The sequence below is a fragment of the Bacillus sp. ABP14 genome, from assembly GCF_001831375.1.
GTDB classification, from domain to species: Bacteria; Bacillota; Bacilli; order Bacillales; family Bacillaceae_G; genus Bacillus_A; species Bacillus_A paranthracis.
Map to the genome: position 1 here is coordinate 2,244,591 of NZ_CP017016.1, position 20,080 is coordinate 2,264,670.

Here is a 20,080-nt window from a genome sequence, read left to right on the forward strand (position 1 = left end):
ATCTTAATATCTTTTTATTCGACTTATTTTCGAATAGTCGAAACATAAAATTAATTAGACTTTTTTTTTATATTTTATGATAGTATATTGATTGGTAAGACCTATTACTTTAAGAGCAGGTTCTACAACTATATCTAATTTGATGGAATTAACATATGGAGGGACAACATGGGGAATGTTGAAAGTTTTGAAAAACTTCTTTTAGAAGAACCGAAAAGAGAGCAGTTATTTCCTTTATTTGAAGAAGTGTTTGGGATTTCAAGTCAAACATTGCATGATTTTTCAGAGAGAGGTTATTGGGATGATACATATAAAGCTTTATCATTTTTACAAGAAGATAAAGCGATTGCAAACGTTGCGGTATTCTCGTTACCATTGCTAGTGAATGGTGAAAGAATAAATGCAGCAGGCATTCAATCGGTAATGACACACCCTAATTTTCGAAGACAAGGACTCATGACACAATTAATGAGTAAAATGATAGAAGAAATCGATAAGAAATGTGAATGCACATTATTGTTTACGGAAAAACCTGAACTATATACATCATATGGTTTTAAAGTTGTGCAGGAGTATTTGATGACTATTCCATATGATAAAAAGAATAATAATGATTCTTTACTTAGAGAGCTAGATTATTATATGGAAGAGGATAGAAAATTAATACATGAAACTATAGATAGTAGCCAAAGACTTTCAAATAATTTTTCAACATTAAACTTCCGTCCTTCGTTTTATTTGAATATGTATGATTCGGAATGGAATGGAAAATTGTATTATTCAGAGAAGCTAGATGCTCTAATTGTGTATGAAGTAGATAATGAAAAGTTGAAATTATATGGAGTGTTTGCACCAGTAATTCCAGTTTTAGATGAAATATGCGGGGAAATTGCTGAAAGATTTACAGAAATCGAATTTTACTTCTCTCCAGATCAATTAGGGGTTGAGGATGTACAGTTTACAGAATTACAGTCAAGTAAGTATTTAATGATTCGAAGTAATAGAGAGTTGGATTTGAAAGGTTATAAATTCCCAGTATTAGTAGAATTTTAAATGTGTATATAGATGCTTTATATAGGGAGGAACTATGAAAATATCACATATACCAGAACATATTGAGCAACTTACTATAATGAATGTACCTGAATATTATAAGCTTAATAACAATCATGCGCTTATTGTCCGCTCGAAAGCCGAAACAGATTTTTGGCTTAAAACACATTATGGATTCGAAGTAATGAATGGTCATGTATTTTATACAGAGACGATGACAGACTTTCAAGCTGAAGTTCAATTGCGTATGAATCCAAATTCAAAATTCGATCAAGCTGGTCTTTTTGTTATGGTTTCGGAAAAGTGTTGGCTGAAAACTTCATTAGAATATATTCCAGATGGTCCATCTCATTTAGGAGCTGTCGTAACGAATAATGGATATTCCGATTGGTCCACGCAAGACTTTCCGACAGAATTAGCTAACGAGCAACTTCGTTTTCGAATTGTTCGTAAACGTGGTGATTATACAATATATGTGAAGAAGATCCACCAATGGGAACAAATAAGAATCGCTCATTTGATGGAGGATATAGGAAATAAGCCTATTAAAATAGGTTTTTACACGTGTAGTCCGTCTAAAAATAATGGATTTGAGACTGAGTTTTTAGAGTTTACAACTGAAAAAATATAGATGAAAAACCGTATTCTTTTCATTAGGAATGCGGTTTTTATATGTATATAATAAAAAGCACATTTATTGACCGTAAAGTCATTAATGCTTATCATTTAATAATGTTAAATATTAATTTACATAATATAATAGGAATAAGAAAGAAATTACAAACTACAGCGCTTAAATAAGGAGGGATATGAGTTATTCGGGGGTAATTTCATGGGAAAAGGAGATTATGTATGAAATCATTTCGTAAATTATTACAGTATTTAAAACCATACATGTTCTTCGCTATTATTGGACCACTATTTATGGTACTTGAGGTTGCGATGGACTTAATTCAACCGACTATTATGCAACATATTATTGATGTTGGGATAGCAAATCGGGATATGAATTATGTAATAAAAATGGGACTTCTTATGATAGGAGCTGCAGCACTTGGTTTAGTTGGAGGGCTTGGGTGTATGATGTATTCTACAAAAGCAGCTGTTAATTTCGCTACTGACATACGAAAAAATGTGTTTGCGAAAATAGAAACATTTTCTAGTGAAAATCGTGATTCGTTTGGAACTGGAAAGTTATTAACGATAGTGACAAATGATATTACATCTATTCAATCAGCGATGACGATGACATTACGTGTTCTCGTTCGTGGTCCTTTGTTATTTATCGGAAGTATCATAATTGTTTTTGTAACAGCACGCGAGTTATTTCCTATATTACTCGTAGTCGTTCCAATTTTATTACTTGCGATTATATTCATTGCGAGTAAAGCGAGCGGGACGTTCAAAAAGGTGCAAGAAGCATTAGATAAAGTGAATACAAAGTTACAAGAAAATTTATTTGGAGTACGTGTTATTAAAGCGTATGTAAGACAAAAATATGAAATTAATCAGTTTGGAAATGTTAATACAAATTTAACGAAGATAAATATTCGAGCGGTGCAGCTCATTTCCTTAATGATGCCAATCATAATGTTAGTTGTAAGCGGAGGGATTGTCGCAACATTATGGATTGGTGGAGAAAAAGTATTTAACGGGACTCTTCAAGTAGGAGCTATATTAGCGTTTATAAATTATTTGAATATCATTTTAATGTCACTTATGTCTATCAGTATGGTATTTATGCAAATCGCGCGAGCATTTCCGTCTGCGGATCGAGTACAGCAAGTTTTAAATACTGAGGTTGATATTACGAGCGAAACAAATGCGCTTGTACCTAAGGAAATTGAGGGGAATATTGATTTTAAAAATGTTAGTTATAGTTATACGAAAAATAATGAATATGTTTTAAAAGATATTTCATTTCGCATATGTAAAGGTGAAAAAGTAGGGGTAATCGGTTCTACAGGAAGTGGTAAATCTACTTTAGCAAAATTGTTACCACGCTTATACGATGTTGATCAAGGTGAAATATGTATTGATGGAATAAATGTTAAGGCATACGATTTACAAAAACTTCGTGGTTCAATCGGGTTTGTACCTCAAAAGGCATTGTTGTTTTCAGGTAGTATAGAAGAGAACTTACGTTATGGAAAAGAAGATGCAACGAAGGAAGAGCTGGAAGTGGCGGCTTCATCAGCTTGTGCGACTGAGTTTATTAACAAACTGGAAGATTCTTATCAATATCATGTAACACAAGGTGCGACGAATTTATCAGGTGGACAAAAACAACGTGTATCCATTGCAAGGGCGCTTGTGAGAAAGCCATCTATTCTTGTATTAGATGATTCTACATCAGCAGTTGATGCTAAATCAGAATCTAACATTCAATCAGCATTAAGGAGAGAATATAAAGGAACAACAACATTATTAATTGCTTCTAAAATCTCATCAATAATAGATGCTGATAAAATTCTCGTTTTAGATAATGGTGAATTAGTTGGTGATGGTACACATGAAGAACTGTTAGAACAATGTGAGGTATATAAAGAAATCTATCTTTCCCAAGGCGGTAATTTATATAAAAAAGGTGGGAAAGAACATGCGTAATTTTCAAGGACAATTTGCTAATAAAGGTGGGCGTAACGCATCAAAGATGGGGAAGGCTAAAAATACGAAAGGAACTGTGATGAGAGTATGGAACTATATGGGCTACCAAAAGGCTGCCCTTACGTTTGTTATATTCTTAGTGTTTGTTACGACGTTACTTGGGTTATTAGGTCCGTATTTAATGGGAGTAATTATCGATCAATATATTGTACCAAAAGATTTAAGCGGTACGGCGAGAATGTGTTTGTTACTTATCGCGATTTACGGTGTAACAGTATTCTTAACTTGGTTACAAACATTTGTAATGGTTAATATTGCATTAAAAACGATACAAAAAATACGACAAGATATTTTTGAGAAAATCCAAACACTTTCTTTACGGTTCTTTGATGTACGTTCTCAAGGGGATTTAATGAGTCGTGTAACAAATGATATAGATAATTTGAATCAAGCGTTGACACAAAGTGTTGTACAAATTATTTCATCAGCGCTAACTTTTATAGGTGTGACGATTGCGATGTTCGCATTAGATTGGATCTTAGCAATTGTTACTTTAATTACAGTACCTATTATGTTTTTCGTTACAAAAAAACTAGTTGCTTATAGTGGCAAAAACTTTGCAAAGCGTCAAAAAGATTTAGGAGAATTAAATGGATTTATTGAGGAAGCTATAACAGGAGCGGATGTTACAACGTTATACGGGAAAGAAAAAGAAACCGTACAAAATTTCAATAAAATTAATGAACAACTAAGAGTTTCAGCAACGAAGGCGGATACATTTTCAGCTTTTATTTTTCCAAGTATGAACTTTATTAACAACTTAGGTATGGGACTTGTAATTGGAACTGGATCAGTAATGGTTTTAAATGGAATGACAACTGTAGGTGTCATTGCAGCTTTTATTAATTATTCTCGTCAGTTCTCAAGACCACTTAGTCAATTCGCAACTTTAATGAATACGATTCAAGCGGCAGTTGCTGGGGGGGAACGTGTCTTTGAAATTATGGATGAAGTACCGGAAATCAAAAATAAAAAAGATGCATTCGTTGTACAAAATTTACAAGGCCATGTTGCACTCGAGAATGTTTCATTTGGATATGAGGAAAATAAAACGATTTTAAAAGAAGTGAGTCTGAAAGCGCGGCCAGGGGAAACAATTGCTTTAGTAGGACCAACTGGATCGGGTAAAACAACAATCATTAATTTGCTAACGCGCTTTTACGATATACAGCAAGGGCAAATTCATATTGATGGAAAAAACATAAAAGAATATGATATGAATTCGTTGCGAAGTAAAATAGGAGTAGTTTTACAAGATACGTATTTATTTGCTGGGACAATTATGGATAATATACGTTATGGGCGATTAGATGCTAGTGATGAAGAAGTAATCAATGCAGCTAAGGCAGCATCTGCACATTCTTTTATAAAACATTTACCGAATCAATATGAAACAAAAATAGCTTCAGAAGGATCGAATTTAAGTCAAGGACAGAAACAACTTCTTGCGATTGCAAGGGCAATTTTAGCAGATGCAGATATATTAATTCTCGACGAAGCAACATCTAATATTGATACGAGAACGGAATTACAAATACAAGAAGGACTAAACAATTTAATGAGAGGTCGAACCAGTTTCGTAATCGCTCATCGACTGAAAACGATTGAAAAAGCAGATCAAATCCTTGTTATAAAAGATGGAAGTATTATAGAAAAAGGGAATCATGAATCTCTCATGGAAGATAGAGGGTTGTACTTTGATCTGTATACGAGTCAATTTAAAATTTAATAAGAATTTCGATATGGTGCGGTTTCTCTAGAAAGAGGAAACCGCACTTTTATATTTATAAAGATAATTAGAAATATAGACTTGAATTTTTTGATACACGAATTGTTAGCAAATACTAGCAACTTCAGTGCCAGACGGAAGAAATAATTTACGTGGTATTGTAATAATCTCAAGAGCCATCTGGGCTGAATGGAGAAGTATTGGAGTTAACTCTAAAGCGTGTGTTAATAATAATATAAAGCTTGTTAGGATTGCAAAGCTTCCCCAAAAGAAACTTTTTGAAGTGTTACGGAAATCTTTTATTAAGGAAAAGAAAGAAAAAAATGCTGTAATAACAAGAATTAAAAATTTATACTTATCAGCCATTAAACCCCTCCTAAAGAACAATAACTTATATTATAGCGTATTTTTCTGTATTATTATAAAGAGATTTTAAAATGAATGATAAAAAGTAGAGGCTGCAACTTAAAGGAATGACGGATTACCTTGAGCGTAGAGGCTGGTGGTATGAAGTTAAGTAAAAATTTTATTTTAGTGAAACAGAAAAATCACTCGGCCTCAAAAAGAGGATACTTTTATTGAGTAATCCTCTTTTTTTTAATAAAGGAAATTTAATTGGTTATAATGGAAAGCGCACTGAAAACTAATAAAACGGCCATAATGATGTTAAATGATTTAGTATGCTTCAACAAAAGTTTTTGAAACATGGAACCGAATAATGTCCAACTAAATGTGCTCATTAATCCAACTACACCTAGAAATAATGAAAAAAGTAGATAACTTGAATATGAATTGTAGTAAGGAAGAATAAAAGTTGATACTACAGTTAGTCCGAATAGTATTCCTTTAGGGTTAATAAACTGAAGGAAAATCCCAACTGTAAATAAATTTTTATTATATTTTTCATCGGGATTTATGCTAGTTTTACTTGTGAGTATTTTAAGAGCTAAATATAGCATATATGCTACACCTAAGATTTTTAAAGGGAATTCGATTATAGGTAGGATTTTAATTAATACAATATTAAAGAAACTACATAAGGAAGTGAGGATGAAAAAACCGAAAGCTACTCCGAAGCAAAATTGCATACTCCTTTTTAAACCATGTTGATTAGCGTATGTCATAGCTAAAAAATTGTTAGGTCCGGGTGTGAAGCTACTTATAATAACAAATAACAAAAAAGAGAATATAGGCATTTCAAAACCCCCTAATTATTTGGTGTATGTTATAATGACCGAAAATAACAATATAATGTGTGCTTTTTATTATACATAACGGTCGTTATATTGTATATAGTTTAGGAGTGTTTCTTATGGAAGAAATTCAACTTATTCTGGCAAAAAATTTAAAAACAATACGAGAGAAAGAAAAATTAAGTTTAGAAAAAGTTGCCCAATTAACAGGTGTGAGTAAAACAATGATTGGACAAATTGAACGTGGAGAGTCAAGTCCAACATTAACAACGATATGGAAAATAGCTAATGGGTTGAAAGTGTCTTTTACTTCTTTAATTAATAATCCCCAACTGGATACGAAAGTCGTTTTACGAAGTGATGTTCAAGCATTATTAGAAGACAATGGGAGATATAAAGTGTATCCATCTTTTCCTTTTCAAGATAATAGGAACTTTGAAATCTATACAGTTGAAATTGAAACTGAAGGAAAATTAAGTTCGGAAGGTCATAAAGAAGGGACCGAAGAATTTATAACGGTGTTTGAAGGGGAATTGACAATTGAAATAAATGATTGTCAATATAAATTAAATAGTGGGGATTCAATTCGCTTTAAGGCGGATAGACCACACTCTTATCATAATTTCGGAAGAACGCTAACTAGGTTAAGTATGACCATGCATTATCCGAATATATAAATTTACTATTACAAGAAGAATATAAAGAAAAGTGCGTTGATAAACCATCTATAAAAGATGGTTTTATTTTTGAAATTCATAAAAAAGGACACTCGTTTGAGTGTCAACATAGTATTGCTCTCGCGTATAGGATTGGAGTTTGTTTCTCATATACGTATTGAGATGGTTCGCATTTGAGAAACTACCTTCACCTTTAATGTAACATTGGCAGAGAGCAGTGTAAATTGATAATGTATATACGGAAAATTTAGTATAGATACTTTGTACTATGAATATAGTACAAAGTATTTCTTATTGCATAATCACTTACGTGAAGTTATTAAAATATAAACTAAAGGAATGACCTAGTAGTTACTATTTTAGCATTTAAGAATGATTATTATAAAAAGAATGAATCATTTTTTAATCGATTCGTATAATTGTTAAAGAGGCACCTGTTGAACCACCTCCAACTAAATTAACTATGGATAATACGCCGAATAGTTGAAGTGAAATTGTATTACCAGCAGTTAAATTAATTATTAAATTATTATTATAATTTGAAGTTGATAATGCGGGAGAAAAAATAGATCCGGAAAGTGGAGTCGAAGAGTTTAATAGTAGCCTTGTACCAGCAAGTAGTGCAGTTGTTGTATTAACTTGATAGGTTAAATAATATCTCCCAGTAACAGGAATTGTAAATATATCATTTGAAGCATTCACTGTAAAATTACCGAGACTTTGGTTATTGGAAAGTGGAATATTAGTTCCGCCTAATATAACTGAAATGGGACCACCTGACGTATTATTAGCGAACATGGAGTTTGTTGTAATATTAGGCCCGGTGATGCCTGTAGGCCCGGTGATGCCTGTAGGCCCGGTGATGCCTGTAGGCCCGGTGATGCCTGTAGGCCCGGTGATGCCTGTAGGCCCGGTAATGCCTGTAGGTCCAGTGGTGCCTGTAGGCCCAGTAGGACCTGTAAGCCTGTATGGAAGTATAATTTCAAGAGCTATTGATAATAGTCCTTTTTTCATTTTTTCATTCTTATCTTGAATATAAATCACCTCATTTTTAAATTAAAATGTAACCGATTTAGTATTTTGGAATGGAACTATCATTTTATTATATTAATACTACTAGTTATAGTAACGGTAAAAAGTTTACTTTGTGTAAAATCATTTGAGTATGAAAAAGTAGTTATGGAATTTTACTAAAATGATAGAGGTTTTATTTTGTTAATTAGTAAACAAAATGTGGAATGAGGTAGTAAATTGAACAGTAATGAAAAATTATCTTTGAATAAAGGGATGGTAAGGCCAGAGAATATTGGACCTACTTTTCCGGTTCTTCCGCCAATTTATATTCCAACAGGAGCAACAGGAGCAACAGGAGCAACAGGAGCAACAGGAGCAACAGGAGCAACAGGAGCAACAGGAGCAACAGGAGCAACAGGAGCAACAGGAGCAACAGGAGCAACAGGAGCAACAGGAGCAACAGGAGCAACAGGAGCAACGGGAGCAACAGGAGCAACAGGAGCAACAGGAGCAACAGGAGCAACAGGAGCAACAGGAGCAACAGGAACAACAGGAGCAACAGGAGCAACAGGAGCAACAGGAGCAACAGGAGCAACAGGAGCAACAGGAGCAACAGGAGCAACAGGAGCAACAGGAGCAACAGGAGCAACAGGAGCAACAGGAGCAACAGGAGCAACAGGAGCAACAGGAGCAACAGGAGCAACAGGAGCAACAGGAGCAACAGGAGCAACAGGAGCAACAGGAGCAACAGGAGCAACAGGAGCAACAGGAGTAACAGGAGCAACAGGAGCAACAGGAGCAACAGGAGCAACAGGAGCAACAGGAGCAACAGGAGTAACAGGAGCAACAGGAGCAACAGGAGCAACAGGAGCAACAGGAGCAACAGGAGCAACAGGAGTAACAGGAGCAACAGGAGTAACAGGAGCAACAGGAGTAACAGGAGCAACAGGAGCAACAGGAGTAACAGGGGCAACAGGAGTAACAGGAGCAACAGGAGTAACAGGAGCAACGGGAGTAACAGGAGCAACGGGAGCAACAGGTCCAACTGGAGTTATTGGCCCCATAACAACAACTAATTTATTATTTTACACTTTTTCAGATGGAGAAAAACTTATATATACAGATTCAGATGGGCTAGCTCAATATGGTACAACTCACATATTATCTCCAGATGAGGTTTCGTACATTAATCTGTTTATTAATGGAATACTTCAACCACAACCATTATATCAGGTTAGTACTGGTCAGCTAACTTTATTAGATAATCAACCACCATCACAAGGTTCTTCAATTATTTTACAATTTATCATTATTAATTAAAAAAGACAGATTCTTAAATAAAAAGGATCTGTCTTTTTGCTCTACATTAAAGTAGTTAAAACTAAGTGACGATAAATTCGATTGTAATTGGAATTCCGCCGTCTAATGCATCTCCGCCAGGAATTGTAATAGCACCAGTAGGTCCAGTAGTAACACTGGAGTTCACACTAGGTTGAAGAATGCCGTTTACATATAAGTTATAATACGTAAAAGTCGGAAAAGCAGTTGCAGTAGTACCAGCATCGTTTAAACAAGCTGTAGCAGCAATTGCAAAAGCTGCACCAGTTCCGGTTCCAGCTCCTAGTGTAGATGTGAATCTTCTGGATGCCATAAATGGTTGAATAATTGGCAATTAATTTTCACTCCCTAAATTATTTTTTGAACAAAGTATGGGATAACTTGTCCAATATATTGTATGAAAGTTTTTGATAATAGAAACGGCTTCATGATAATAGAAGGAACACAATTTTAGTAAAGGTATTGTTGTTAATTGGTGGTTATATGCCAATGTTTAGTTTTTATACTCAAGTTAAAATGTGCTTTTAAACCTAAGAGATAAACGTGGAAAAATAAAATAAACTTTTAAGTTTAGGTGTTTAATCTAAGCAGTCAATTATTAAAAACATATAATTAATATGTGAGTCATGAACATAATTAAATATCGTTCTTTCAGTTTAATTATAATTCATGTTTCCTATTTTAAGTGAATGAAACCTATACACAATTTTATTGTTCTTATAATAGGAAAATACTCAAATAAAAGAAAGGTAAGGAGGAAATAAATGAAACATAATGATTGTTTTGGTCATAACAACTGCAATAATCCGATTGTTTTCACACCAGATTGTTGTAACAATCCACAAACAGTTCCAATTACTAGTGAACAATTAGGAAGATTAATAACTTTACTAAACTCTTTAATTGCGGCTATTGCAGCGTTTTTTGCAAATCCAAGTGATGCAAACAGATTAGCTTTACTCAATTTGTTTACTCAGCTATTGAACTTGCTAAATGAATTAGCACCTTCTCCAGAAGGAAATTTCTTAAAACAATTAATTCAAAGTATTATTAACTTACTTCAATCCCCTAATCCAAATCTAAGTCAATTACTTTCTTTATTACAACAATTCTTCAGTGCTCTTGCACCATTCTTCTTCTCTTTAATTCTTGATCCTGCAAGCTTACAACTTCTATTAAACTTATTAGTTCAACTAATTGGTGCTACTCCAGGAGGAGGAGCAACAGGTCCAACAGGTCCAACAGGTCCAGGAGGAGGAGCAACAGGTCCAACAGGTCCAACGGGTCCAGGAGGAGGAGCAACAGGTCCAACAGGTCCAACGGGTCCAGGAGGAGGAGCAACAGGTCCAACAGGTCCAACAGGAGCGACGGGTCCAGCAGGTACTGGTGGTGCAACAGGTTTAACAGGAGCAACAGGCCCAACGGGAGCAACAGGTCTAGCAGGAGCAACAGGCCCGACAGGAGCAACAGGTCTAACAGGAGCAACAGGCCCGACAGGAGCAACAGGTCTAGCAGGAGCAACAGGCCCGACAGGAGCAACAGGCCTAACGGGAGCAACAGGAGCAACAGGAGCAACTGGTGGCGGAGCTATTATTCCATTCGCTTCGGGTACAACACCAGCTGCGTTAGTTAACGCGTTAATAGCTAATACAGGAACTCTCCTTGGGTTTGGTTTTAGTCAGCCTGGTATAGCTTTAACGGGTGGAACAAGTATCACGTTAGCGTTAGGTGTAGGTGATTATGCATTTGTAGCACCACGCGCAGGTGTTATTACGTCATTAGCAGGTTTCTTTAGTGCAACAGCTGCATTATCTCCATTATCACCTGTTCAAGTGCAGATACAAATATTAACTGCACCAGCTGCAAGTAATACGTTTACAGTACAAGGCGCACCTCTATTATTAACACCAGCATTTGCTGCAATAGCAATTGGTTCTACAGCATCAGGGATCATACCTGAAGCTATTCCAGTAGCAGCTGGGGATAAAGTATTATTATATGTTTCCTTAACAGCAGCAAGTCCAATAGCTGCAGTAGCTGGATTTGTAAGTGCAGGTATTAATATCGTCTAGTTTGCTGTAATGTCTGTTAGAAATTTGAACTGGCATTTGTATATAGCCCTTCCTAATTGTATTAGGAAGGGCTATATTTTATGGAAAGATAGGCGATAAATCAATTGAGAAAGTACTCTTTGTTAAAAAATCAAAATTTATGATTTATAATCTATTGTTTATGGAATAAGTTATAGGATATGAAAAATTATCTATAAATAAAAAAGATGAATTCTATTAGAAATAGAATTCATCTTTTAAATAAAAGGGAAGTACATTATTTATCGTGAGCGTTGCAATGTTATTGTTCAAATTAATAATAAACTATTTGTTTTTATTACAGTTACATCCTTTTTTCTTTACATAGCCTTGCTCGGCTAAGTCTCTTTGTGATTGGGAATTGGAAGATTGAGAATTTGAAGACTGAGAGGATGCTGATGAACTACTATTTTTATTATTAGAGTAGTTTTTTCGATAGTTATAATTACTCATAGTACTATCACCTCCAATTAAATATATAACTATTATATGTAGCTATTCTATTAATTGTTACGATAATAAATAGGAATGGGTATACAATAAAAAAATCTCCTACGTATTTTCCGAGGAGATAAATAATTGTCCTTTCATAATATAAATTAATATCCCCAGTAAAGAGGAAAATAATACGAATCTTGGTAATATAAATTTTGTTGTGGATTAGGAGGCTGAGTTGTTGGGTTTATCGTTCCACGGTTTTTATTACAATTTACTGGGGGACCAATTACTGTAGTGGATTGAATAGGGGATACCGCTTGTTTCCATTGTTGCTCATCGAGACAGTAAGTATGGGCCATTATATTAGCGGGAGTTAATCTTAAAATATCAGAACCAAAAATAACTTCTGGTGTTGGGGCATCGAAAATTGCTAATAAATGAGTATTATCTGCTGTAGCAATTTCATAATGCCACCACGCTTGTGGAATGTTGGCAACTTGCCCTGGTTTTATCGGTAAGTTTAATAGTTGATTCGTAAATGGATTAAGTAAAGAAACAACCGCAGATCCTGAAATACAGTAAACAAGTTCAGCTGCATTTTGATGAATATGTGGTTCTACAACATTTCCTGTACTTAAATAGATATCTAATAAAGAAGTATTTTCTAACGTATTTAATTGATTCTCGCCAAGTACGTTTATATAATTTTGGGCATCTTTCTGAAAAAAATTACTTTTATTTAAATCATAAGTGAAATTAATTGAGGGGGAAGTGTAGTCGATATTAGAACTCAATTGTATTACCTGCCTTTCTATTAGTAAGTAAGGTTATAAAATTAGGATATGTGTCTAGTGTTTGTTATGTGCGGTTGTTGGTATCATAATAAATTTGCCTATGCCATAAAGAATATGGGTTGTATTTCGTATTTTGAATAACAGACCAATCCTTTTTCATAGAGGTATTGGTCTGTTATTCAAGATAGTTTTTGCTGAATAATTAATTGTGCTTTAGCGGTATTGGCGTAATTTAGCCACTCTAATGCCAAGTTTTGTTTTAAACCAAAATGGATTTCTATGATGTCAAAATGAGATACCTTTGTTTTAAGTGGAACAGGTATACCGTTGACTTTTGCATTTTTCATGTTATGTGCAATTTTTGGAAATGCAGAGAAAGTAAAATCAATAATTGTAGCACCATCTGGTAAATAAATAGGTTGTAAATCTGAAGTATAAGCCGTTATGGTATTTTCAAATAGTTCGTACGATACTAGATTGTGGAACACAATTGGATCTGTAGTTAATAAATTGTTATGCACAATTGTATCATTCATTATTTTATAAGATATGGATTGGACATTTGCAGTTCTATTATTTAATAAAGAAAAAATGCCATTATCTTTTAATGTTTTTGCTAATTGTGTTTGAATGATAATTGTTTGTTCAGTATTATTCATATTGACTTTAGTTTTTAAATTGTTATTAAAATAGCTATTTTCAAGTGCTATATTGTCTTCGAAATAGTTTATAGTTGGATTGTATAATTGATGTATCATTCCAAGAATTTTATAGCAATCTAGTACACTTGTAGTTGTAATACAAATTTGTGAAACCTCTGATACGTTTTGTATTTCTTGTAATTGTGAGTAAGCAGTATAAATCGGAGGGAACTCATAGCTTATTTCAAATGAAAGGTTAGTATCACAAAAAGAATGAATTCCTTTGCTTAAATTGGTTATATTTTTTTGAAGATGTGGAACATATCCCGTTAAGAATTTAAGTACCTTGCTATATCTTTCTTTATGTAAAAAATAAAGGTGTTGAGATGAAACTATATTCGTATATCCATTCATACTTTGGATTGATGGAAAAAAGTAAAGAACGTGTTAATTTAATATTACATCAATCATTAATAAGGGGTGAAGGTTCATGTCATTTAGTGAAATGATTAGAAATGAAGTGCTTGGCTGGGCAGGTGTCTCTGAAAAACCGCATCGATTTGGCGGCATTGAAATAAATTATGGCAAGAAAGAACTTGGTCATCTGCATGGAGATAAGTTAGTTGATTTACCATTTCCAAAGTTAAAGCGGGATGAATTAGTAAAACAAGGATTGGTCAAACCACATCACGTATTACCTGAATCAGGATGGATAAGTTATTATATAAAGAGTGAAGAGGATATACCATTTGCAATTGAGTTATTTCGTATGCAATATGACCGATTAAAAAAATAATGAAATAAAATAGATGAGTAAAAATATATTTTCATGTCACATCCCTCCTTAATCGTTCGTCTTGTATGTAGAACGATAAGGAGGGATTTTATTATGAAGAAATTTGATGTAGCCATTGTTGGTGGTGGGCTTGCTGGATTAACAGCGTCTATATATTTAGCGAAAGCTGGAAGAAAAGTGATTGTTTTAGAAAAGTCCAATCGCTTTGGTGGTCGAGGGATGACTATTAATAAAAATGGGATCTGTATGAATCTTGGTGCACACGCCTTATATAGAGGAGGAGCCGCATTTTTAACTTTTAATGAGCTCGGTATGAATCTACCGGGTGGAATTCCATCTACAAAAGCACATGGAATATGGAAAGGGGATATTTTCACCATACCAACAGATTTCCGCTCAATTTTATCAACACCACTACTTTCGTGGTCTGCAAAAGTACAATTCTCACGTCTTATGATTCGTTTAGGGAATTTAGATGTAAGAAAAGTTCAAAAAGTGAGCCTAACTACATGGGCAGAAAATGAAATAAAAGATCCAATGGTTCGAAATATATTTTATGCGCTATGCCGAACAACATATACGTTTGCTCCTACAATACAATTAGCATCATCTGTACTAAAGCAAATACAGCTTTCGATAAAAGATGGGGTATTTTATGTAGATGGTGGCTGGGAGACGATAATAACAAAATTAAGAGACATTGCGAATCATGCCGGGGTGCAATTTTTGGATAAAAAGCATGTTTTGGAAATAGAGCATTACGAAGATAAACAAAGAATATATTGTTTTGATGATGAGGTATTTGAAGTAGGTACAGTCATTGTGACGACTCCACCGAAAGAAGCTTGTAACATAATTAAAGGTGTGGAAGGAACAAGTTTGCATAGATGGAGTAAACAATCGGTACCGGTTACTGTTGCTGCATTAGATATTGGTTTGAGACGATTACCTAATCCGACACATCAATTTGCATTAGGGTTAGATCAGCCTATATTTTTCACGAATCAATCAAGAGCAGCTAAATTAAGTGATGATGGATCAATTGCAGTGAGTTTAATTAAGTACCATAATCCTGTACTAGAGATGAAATATACTCATGAAGATAAAGAACAGTTAGAAAGTACAATGGATTTGCTACATCCAAATTGGAAAAGAGAAGTTGTTGCACAACAATATTTACCGAAAATAACAGTAGTATATGATTTTCTTCATATAAACCGAGTTGAAAAACCAGGTCCTAATATACCTGAAATGCCAGGTGTTTATGTAGCAGGAGATTGGGTAGGGCATGATGAAATATTAGCTGATGCTGCAGTGGCAAGCGGAAAACATGCAGCTTTACACATTTTAAAGCATTCCGAAAGTGAGGTAGTTCATCATGGAAACGGAGCAGTTATATGAAGCATATCAACCATTATTATTTTCATTAGCATACAGAATTCTTGGGAGTGTTATGGATGCTGAGGATATCGTTCATGACGTTTTTATCTCGTTAAATAAAATAGAGGACGTTCAATCTATAGAAAATATGAAAGCATATTTATGTAAAATGGTAACAAATCGATCAATTGATAAATTACGTTCAGCAGCACATAAACGGAACGTATATGTCGGAATGTGGTTACCAGAACCATTTGTGGAAGAGACTGATGACCCATCAGAGTCATTTGTAATGAAAGAATCAATTTCTACGGCATATTTATTACTTTTACAACAATTGTCTGAAGTAGAGAGGGTTGTTTTCATATTAAGAGAAGTTTTCGATTATGAGTACGAAGAAATCGCTTCGATTGTTGATAGGAGTAGTGCGAATTGCCGGAAAATCTTTCAACGTGCACGAAAAAGTATTTTAGATAAGCCGAAGCAGTCAAAGTTAAGTACGAAACAAATGGCTGCTTATGTGGAAAAGTTTGTATCATCATTACAATGTGGAGATGCGCAAGGCATGTTAGAAGTATTAAAAACAGATGCGATATTGAAAGCTGATGGTGGTGGCAAAGTTACAACTGCAATTCATCCAATCTATTCTGCAGATAGAATTATTCGTTTATTCTCTGGAATTAGAAGTAAGTTCCCATCAGCGTACAATGTTGATTATAAGATAGTAAATGGTGCCCCAGGTGTTATTGTTAAAGTGAAAAATAAAGTGACTTATGTACTTTCATTCACATTTGAGAATGAGAAAATCTCAAATATTTATATGATGGTTAATCCTGAAAAACTTATGCACTTAAATAGAATAGTATAAAAAAGACGCATTTCTTTAGAAGTGCGTCTTTTTATTATTTCTCTAACATTTCAAGAGGTACGTCTTTTTCGCCAGCTACCTCAAATTTAATTTCCCCGTCTTCTTCATAAATACGTGAAATAATCGGTATAGTAATCATTAATTTTTTATGCTGCTTTCGCTTTCGAGCGGCATCTAAGCTAATCACGTTCATTGTAAGCATCCTTTCTTCTAATAAATATATAAACAAAAGAAAATGCGTCCGGAAAGGGCGCTTAATTGAATTTGAAATACCGATTCATTTAAATGAGGTTTATATGATTTAACAACTGCAATTGAAATAAAAATAGTATGAATGGAATAATTGCACGTAGAAATTAACTTTACCAAAAAACGAAACAATATGCTATAAAAAATTGCAAATCTTTATCATATAACGAGAAAAAGGTTTTCGTTTCGCATATAATGAAAGTAGACGGGCAACGAGAGCTTTCTCATCATATTGCTTTGGAAAGGCGATGAAAAGAATGGATACGTTAGATTCATTATTACTTCAACTTGAACAATATGGAGAAGAGCATGATCGAAATAAAAAAACACGGGAAGAAAAATTACGGAATATTTCTCGTGAGATGGGGCAGTTTTTATCAATTTTAGTAAAAGGGTGTAGCGCAATAAACATTTTAGAAATTGGAACTTCTAATGGTTATTCTACATTGTGGTTAGCTAATGCGGTAGAAGAAACAAATGGAAATGTAACAACTGTGGAGCTTTCTTCAGAACGAGTTGGAGAGGCACTTGTCAATTTTGAAAAGGCAAACTTGTTGCAAAGGATTGATGTTCATAATCAAGAAGCAGGGGCATTTTTAGATGCGCAACTAGATCATTCATTTGATTTTATTTTCCTAGATTCAGAGCGTACGCAATACATGTGGTGGCTTGAGCATATAAAACGCATTTTACAACCAAAAGGTTTTCTAGTTGTTGATAATGCAACCTCTCATGCAAGTGAATTAGCCGAGTTTAGAAAAATGATTGAAGAAGATGAAATGTTTGAAACGGTGTTATTGGCATTCCAAAATGGAGCGTTTGTAGCACGCAAGAAGAAATAGGACTGAGCGTAATATAATTATCACATTGTAAAAGGTGTATGTCAAAATATTGAGTACAGAAGGATAGGAAGAACATAATTTATATAACATACGAAGAATCGGCCTTCAGCATGTGGTTCTCTAGGTCTTAAGTCTGAGGAAAATTATGTTGATTACAGGTATACTTATAGTAAGAAACAGGGAATGACTGCATAAACAGACATTTCTAAAAAAATCGATTTCAAGCAGTCAGAATGCATATGAAATACGATATAATAGATGAAATATAGTGCATATAAATTCGCACATATAAATAAAGGAGCGATTTTGTTGACTGAACTCGAGAAAAAAGAACCTGTATCGGTTGTGAAAGATAATAATGTAGAAGTAGTAGTGGATACAGTTATAAAAGATGAAGAATTAGAGGAACTGAATAAAGAAGCTGATCTTTATGTACAAAAGTTAAATAGCGAGCAAAATACAGATTTATCAAAAGTATTGTCTCAGCTAGGAGATTTAGGGGATAAAGAGCAACAAGCAGCAGGACAAACGTTATCAGCATTAAAACGTCCTGTCACAGCGATGATGAATGGAAAGAACGAAGAAATTCCAAATACATTGTTAGAGTTACGAAAAGTGGTATCAGAGCTTGATCCGAATTCATTAAAAGCAAGTGGTATGAAAAAAATTATGTTTAAAGTATTCAAGAAAAATCCACTTGAAACATACGTGCATAAATATCAATCTATAGATAAGCAAATTGAGGAGATTATAAGATCGCTTCTAATTGGTCGTGATAATTTACAAGAAGATACAGTCGGTCTTGAAATGCTTAAAGAGCAATCACACGATAAAATTCACGCGCTTGATAAGCAAGTATACTTAGGGAAAAAACTTGCTGGCATGCTGGAAGCTGAGAAACAAAATCCAGAACGTCAAAGGGATATTCCATTAATTAATGATGCATTAGAAAAGATTTTAGTGCGTACGCGCAATATGCAGCAAGCGAAAAGTGTGTTATTACAATCTATCGCATCAGTAGACATTATTAAGAAAAATAATGAAAAGTTAACAGAGGCAATTCGTAATGCAATTACGATGACGCAAAACGTTGTAACAGTTTCTGCTGCTATCCAGTTAGCATTAACAAATCAGCGTAAAACAATTGATGCAGTGAATGCAACAAATGAAGCAATTGAGTCTATGGTATTAAGTAATTCTCAGGCATTAAAACAAAATACAGAAGAAACAACGAAATTACTTGAAAATCCTGCAATTAGCATGGATAAATTACGTGAATCATTCCAAAACGTATTTGCTGCAATTGAAGCTTCTGAAAAATCGTCAGAACGTATTATCGAGTCAAGTAAGAAGTTTGTTATTGAACTAGACACATTTAATGATGAAATGAAACAAAAACTCATTCAGCGCCCAAGAAAATAGCAGACTTTTAGAGGAGGTGAAAAAATGAGTTTTATTCAAACTGTATTATTACTACTCGGTACATTGTTTTTAATCGCATTTACTGTCGTTGTTTTAGTTGTATATTTCGGACGTAAACTGTATTTTTCGTGGACGAAGCCATATAAAAGAGCACACGATTCTTTAGATAAGTTATCGAATAAATCATTACCGTTTCTACAAGAATTTACACAACATCCACTCTTTTATCGTTGGATTCGTACGGAAGGAAAAAAAGAACAACATATATTAAATACGCTTTTCTGTGCATCAGGTCAACGTACGAGAGAGCAAGTATTCTCAATGTTACCGAAAGAAAAACAGAAAAAAGTACATGTAATGGCAAAAACGACGAAAAAGCTTACTAATGAAGATATTGATGTAGCAGCGATGAAAGTAAAAGATTTTTTAAGACAAGAAACGCAGCAAACAGTAAAACCGACAGATTTATCGTTTTATAAATTGTATTTTTATGATCGATATCCAGATGCATTAAATACAATTCAAGCGTATAAACGCTCAATAAATCCTTCATTACAACGAACGGTTGATGATATTACAATTTCAGTATTAAATGCTTTGCCATATTATCAAGAGCAGCGTATGTTTGAACAGCAACATAAACTTGAAACGTTCTTAATGAAAGATTTAATAGCGATGCTATCGTTAGTCGTACAATTACCACCTTCACAACGGCCAGAAAAAGAAGAAGAATTAAAAATCTACTTGCAAAATTTCCAAAAAGAAATGGAAGAAGTAGAGCGAGATATTCGTGACTCGATTGATCACGATTTGAATGTGAAGATGAGAGCAGCGACTGAGAAGTTTAAGAATAAATAAAAAAGGCGCCTTAAAGCTATAAATACTTAGC

At 34.1% G+C, this 20,080-nt stretch carries 20 protein-coding genes and 1 pseudogene; 14 read left to right on the forward strand and 7 right to left on the reverse strand.

Translation table 11 applies throughout. The features are described 5' to 3' along the window. Nucleotides 1-168 precede the first annotated feature (168 nt). The 4 genes from BGI23_RS11685 to BGI23_RS11700 all read left to right on the forward strand — a co-directional run bounded on the left by BGI23_RS11685 (nt 169) and on the right by BGI23_RS11700 (nt 5,449). Entirely contained in the window at nt 169-1,053 is an 885-nt protein-coding gene (locus BGI23_RS11685; protein WP_070806001.1) for a GNAT family N-acetyltransferase, read from the forward strand. A 34-nt stretch (nt 1,054-1,087) separates the two neighbouring features. After that, a complete protein-coding gene (locus BGI23_RS11690; protein WP_000703153.1) occupies nt 1,088-1,684 on the forward strand; it encodes a DUF1349 domain-containing protein in 597 nt (198 codons plus the stop codon). Between the two features lie 221 nt (nt 1,685-1,905). After that, entirely contained in the window at nt 1,906-3,660 is a 1,755-nt protein-coding gene (locus BGI23_RS11695; protein ID WP_070806002.1) for an ABC transporter ATP-binding protein, read from the forward strand. Continuing rightward, nucleotides 3,653-5,449, forward strand: a complete 1,797-nt coding sequence (locus tag BGI23_RS11700) for an ABC transporter ATP-binding protein (RefSeq protein WP_070806003.1) — start codon at nt 3,653-3,655, stop codon at nt 5,447-5,449. Before BGI23_RS11695 ends, BGI23_RS11700 begins: the two co-directional genes overlap by 8 nt. Nucleotides 5,450-5,554: 105 nt before the next feature. Here the strand turns inward: BGI23_RS11700 and BGI23_RS11705 are convergent, their stop codons facing one another. Further along, nucleotides 5,555-5,815, reverse strand: a complete 261-nt coding sequence (locus BGI23_RS11705) for a hypothetical protein (protein ID WP_070806004.1) — start codon at nt 5,813-5,815, stop codon at nt 5,555-5,557. A 92-nt stretch (nt 5,816-5,907) separates the two neighbouring features. Between BGI23_RS11705 and BGI23_RS28945 the strand changes: the two genes are divergently transcribed. Beyond that, the gene (locus tag BGI23_RS28945) at nt 5,908-5,970 is read left to right on the forward strand and encodes an N-acetylmuramoyl-L-alanine amidase C-terminal domain-containing protein (RefSeq protein WP_353824113.1); all 63 of its coding nucleotides are present in this window, start codon (nt 5,908-5,910) and stop codon (nt 5,968-5,970) included. Between the two features lie 90 nt (nt 5,971-6,060). Here the strand turns inward: BGI23_RS28945 and BGI23_RS11710 are convergent, their stop codons facing one another. Beyond that, nucleotides 6,061-6,645 (reverse strand): LysE family translocator, encoded by a 585-nt coding sequence (locus BGI23_RS11710; protein WP_070806005.1) that lies wholly within the window; start codon nt 6,643-6,645, stop codon nt 6,061-6,063. A gap of 59 nt (nt 6,646-6,704) precedes the next feature. Here BGI23_RS11710 and BGI23_RS11715 point away from each other — a divergent pair, with 59 nt between their 5' ends. Beyond that, the gene (locus BGI23_RS11715; protein ID WP_157441032.1) at nt 6,705-7,319 is read left to right on the forward strand and encodes a helix-turn-helix domain-containing protein; all 615 of its coding nucleotides are present in this window, start codon (nt 6,705-6,707) and stop codon (nt 7,317-7,319) included. A gap of 402 nt (nt 7,320-7,721) precedes the next feature. Here BGI23_RS11715 and BGI23_RS11720 read toward each other — a convergent pair whose 3' ends face one another. Then, a complete protein-coding gene (locus tag BGI23_RS11720; protein WP_070806007.1) occupies nt 7,722-8,363 on the reverse strand; it encodes a BclA C-terminal domain-containing protein in 642 nt (213 codons plus the stop codon). A gap of 207 nt (nt 8,364-8,570) precedes the next feature. Between BGI23_RS11720 and BGI23_RS11725 the strand changes: the two genes are divergently transcribed. Next, on the forward strand, nt 8,571-9,653 hold the full coding sequence (locus BGI23_RS11725) for a DUF4183 domain-containing protein (protein WP_157441033.1): 1,083 nt from the start codon (nt 8,571-8,573) through the stop codon (nt 9,651-9,653). Between the two features lie 61 nt (nt 9,654-9,714). Here the strand turns inward: BGI23_RS11725 and BGI23_RS11730 are convergent, their stop codons facing one another. Continuing rightward, a complete protein-coding gene (locus tag BGI23_RS11730; RefSeq protein WP_001121647.1) occupies nt 9,715-10,005 on the reverse strand; it encodes a DUF4183 domain-containing protein in 291 nt (96 codons plus the stop codon). A gap of 430 nt (nt 10,006-10,435) precedes the next feature. Between BGI23_RS11730 and BGI23_RS11735 the strand changes: the two genes are divergently transcribed. Beyond that, entirely contained in the window at nt 10,436-11,743 is a 1,308-nt protein-coding gene (locus BGI23_RS11735; RefSeq protein ID WP_070806008.1) for an exosporium glycoprotein BclB-related protein, read from the forward strand. A gap of 617 nt (nt 11,744-12,360) precedes the next feature. On the opposite strand, the gene BGI23_RS11740 is transcribed toward BGI23_RS11735, so the two are convergent. Together BGI23_RS11740 and BGI23_RS11745 are read right to left on the reverse strand one after the other, a co-directional pair. After that, entirely contained in the window at nt 12,361-12,993 is a 633-nt protein-coding gene (locus BGI23_RS11740; RefSeq protein ID WP_070806009.1) for a cupin domain-containing protein, read from the reverse strand. Between the two features lie 179 nt (nt 12,994-13,172). Then, nucleotides 13,173-14,006 (reverse strand): annotated as a pseudogene (locus BGI23_RS11745) (TGS domain-containing protein); the annotation flags it as partial. A gap of 118 nt (nt 14,007-14,124) precedes the next feature. On the opposite strand from BGI23_RS11745, the gene BGI23_RS11750 reads away from it, so the two are divergent. From BGI23_RS11750 to BGI23_RS11760, 3 genes are all read left to right on the forward strand, one after another. After that, nucleotides 14,125-14,430, forward strand: a complete 306-nt coding sequence (locus BGI23_RS11750; protein ID WP_070806010.1) for a luciferase domain-containing protein — start codon at nt 14,125-14,127, stop codon at nt 14,428-14,430. A 93-nt stretch (nt 14,431-14,523) separates the two neighbouring features. After that, entirely contained in the window at nt 14,524-15,831 is a 1,308-nt protein-coding gene (locus BGI23_RS11755) for a phytoene desaturase family protein (RefSeq protein WP_070806011.1), read from the forward strand. Continuing rightward, complete coding sequence (locus BGI23_RS11760) at nt 15,809-16,678, forward strand: sigma-70 family RNA polymerase sigma factor (protein WP_070806012.1); 870 nt, start codon at nt 15,809-15,811, stop codon at nt 16,676-16,678. The genes BGI23_RS11755 and BGI23_RS11760 overlap by 23 nt, the downstream gene beginning before the upstream one ends. Before the next feature lie 34 nt (nt 16,679-16,712). On the opposite strand, the gene BGI23_RS28400 is transcribed toward BGI23_RS11760, so the two are convergent. Next, nucleotides 16,713-16,871 carry a hypothetical protein gene (locus BGI23_RS28400; protein WP_001100983.1) on the reverse strand — a complete coding sequence of 53 codons (159 nt, stop codon included), beginning with the start codon at nt 16,869-16,871 and terminating at the stop codon, nt 16,713-16,715. A 304-nt stretch (nt 16,872-17,175) separates the two neighbouring features. Here BGI23_RS28400 and BGI23_RS11770 point away from each other — a divergent pair, with 304 nt between their 5' ends. The 3 genes from BGI23_RS11770 (at nt 17,176) to BGI23_RS11780 (ending at nt 20,049) form a co-directional block, all read left to right on the forward strand. Further along, nucleotides 17,176-17,769 carry an O-methyltransferase gene (locus tag BGI23_RS11770; RefSeq protein ID WP_041184107.1) on the forward strand — a complete coding sequence of 198 codons (594 nt, stop codon included), beginning with the start codon at nt 17,176-17,178 and terminating at the stop codon, nt 17,767-17,769. Nucleotides 17,770-18,078: 309 nt separating this feature from the next. Next, a complete protein-coding gene (locus BGI23_RS11775; RefSeq protein ID WP_000137416.1) occupies nt 18,079-19,191 on the forward strand; it encodes a toxic anion resistance protein in 1,113 nt (370 codons plus the stop codon). A gap of 24 nt (nt 19,192-19,215) precedes the next feature. After that, complete coding sequence (locus BGI23_RS11780) at nt 19,216-20,049, forward strand: DUF3974 domain-containing protein (RefSeq protein WP_000008359.1); 834 nt, start codon at nt 19,216-19,218, stop codon at nt 20,047-20,049. The last annotated feature ends 31 nt before the right edge of the window (nt 20,050-20,080 follow it).

Bases quoted from the DNA above. Each gene is read 5' to 3' on its own strand.
- BGI23_RS11685 (WP_070806001.1), top strand. From the start codon at position 169: ATGGGGAATGTTGAAAGTTTTGAAAAACTTCTTTTAGAAGAACCGAAA.
- BGI23_RS11690 (WP_000703153.1), top strand. From the start codon at position 1,088: ATGAAAATATCACATATACCAGAACATATTGAGCAACTTACTATAATG.
- BGI23_RS11695 (WP_070806002.1), top strand. From the start codon at position 1,906: ATGAAATCATTTCGTAAATTATTACAGTATTTAAAACCATACATGTTC.
- BGI23_RS11700 (WP_070806003.1), top strand. From the start codon at position 3,653: ATGCGTAATTTTCAAGGACAATTTGCTAATAAAGGTGGGCGTAACGCA.
- BGI23_RS11705 (WP_070806004.1), bottom strand. From the start codon at position 5,815: ATGGCTGATAAGTATAAATTTTTAATTCTTGTTATTACAGCATTTTTT.
- BGI23_RS11710 (WP_070806005.1), bottom strand. From the start codon at position 6,645: ATGCCTATATTCTCTTTTTTGTTATTTGTTATTATAAGTAGCTTCACA.
- BGI23_RS11735 (WP_070806008.1), top strand. From the start codon at position 10,436: ATGAAACATAATGATTGTTTTGGTCATAACAACTGCAATAATCCGATT.
- BGI23_RS11750 (WP_070806010.1), top strand. From the start codon at position 14,125: ATGTCATTTAGTGAAATGATTAGAAATGAAGTGCTTGGCTGGGCAGGT.
- BGI23_RS11755 (WP_070806011.1), top strand. From the start codon at position 14,524: ATGAAGAAATTTGATGTAGCCATTGTTGGTGGTGGGCTTGCTGGATTA.
- BGI23_RS11760 (WP_070806012.1), top strand. From the start codon at position 15,809: ATGGAAACGGAGCAGTTATATGAAGCATATCAACCATTATTATTTTCA.
- BGI23_RS28400 (WP_001100983.1), bottom strand. From the start codon at position 16,871: ATGAACGTGATTAGCTTAGATGCCGCTCGAAAGCGAAAGCAGCATAAA.
- BGI23_RS11770 (WP_041184107.1), top strand. From the start codon at position 17,176: ATGAAAAGAATGGATACGTTAGATTCATTATTACTTCAACTTGAACAA.
- BGI23_RS11780 (WP_000008359.1), top strand. From the start codon at position 19,216: ATGAGTTTTATTCAAACTGTATTATTACTACTCGGTACATTGTTTTTA.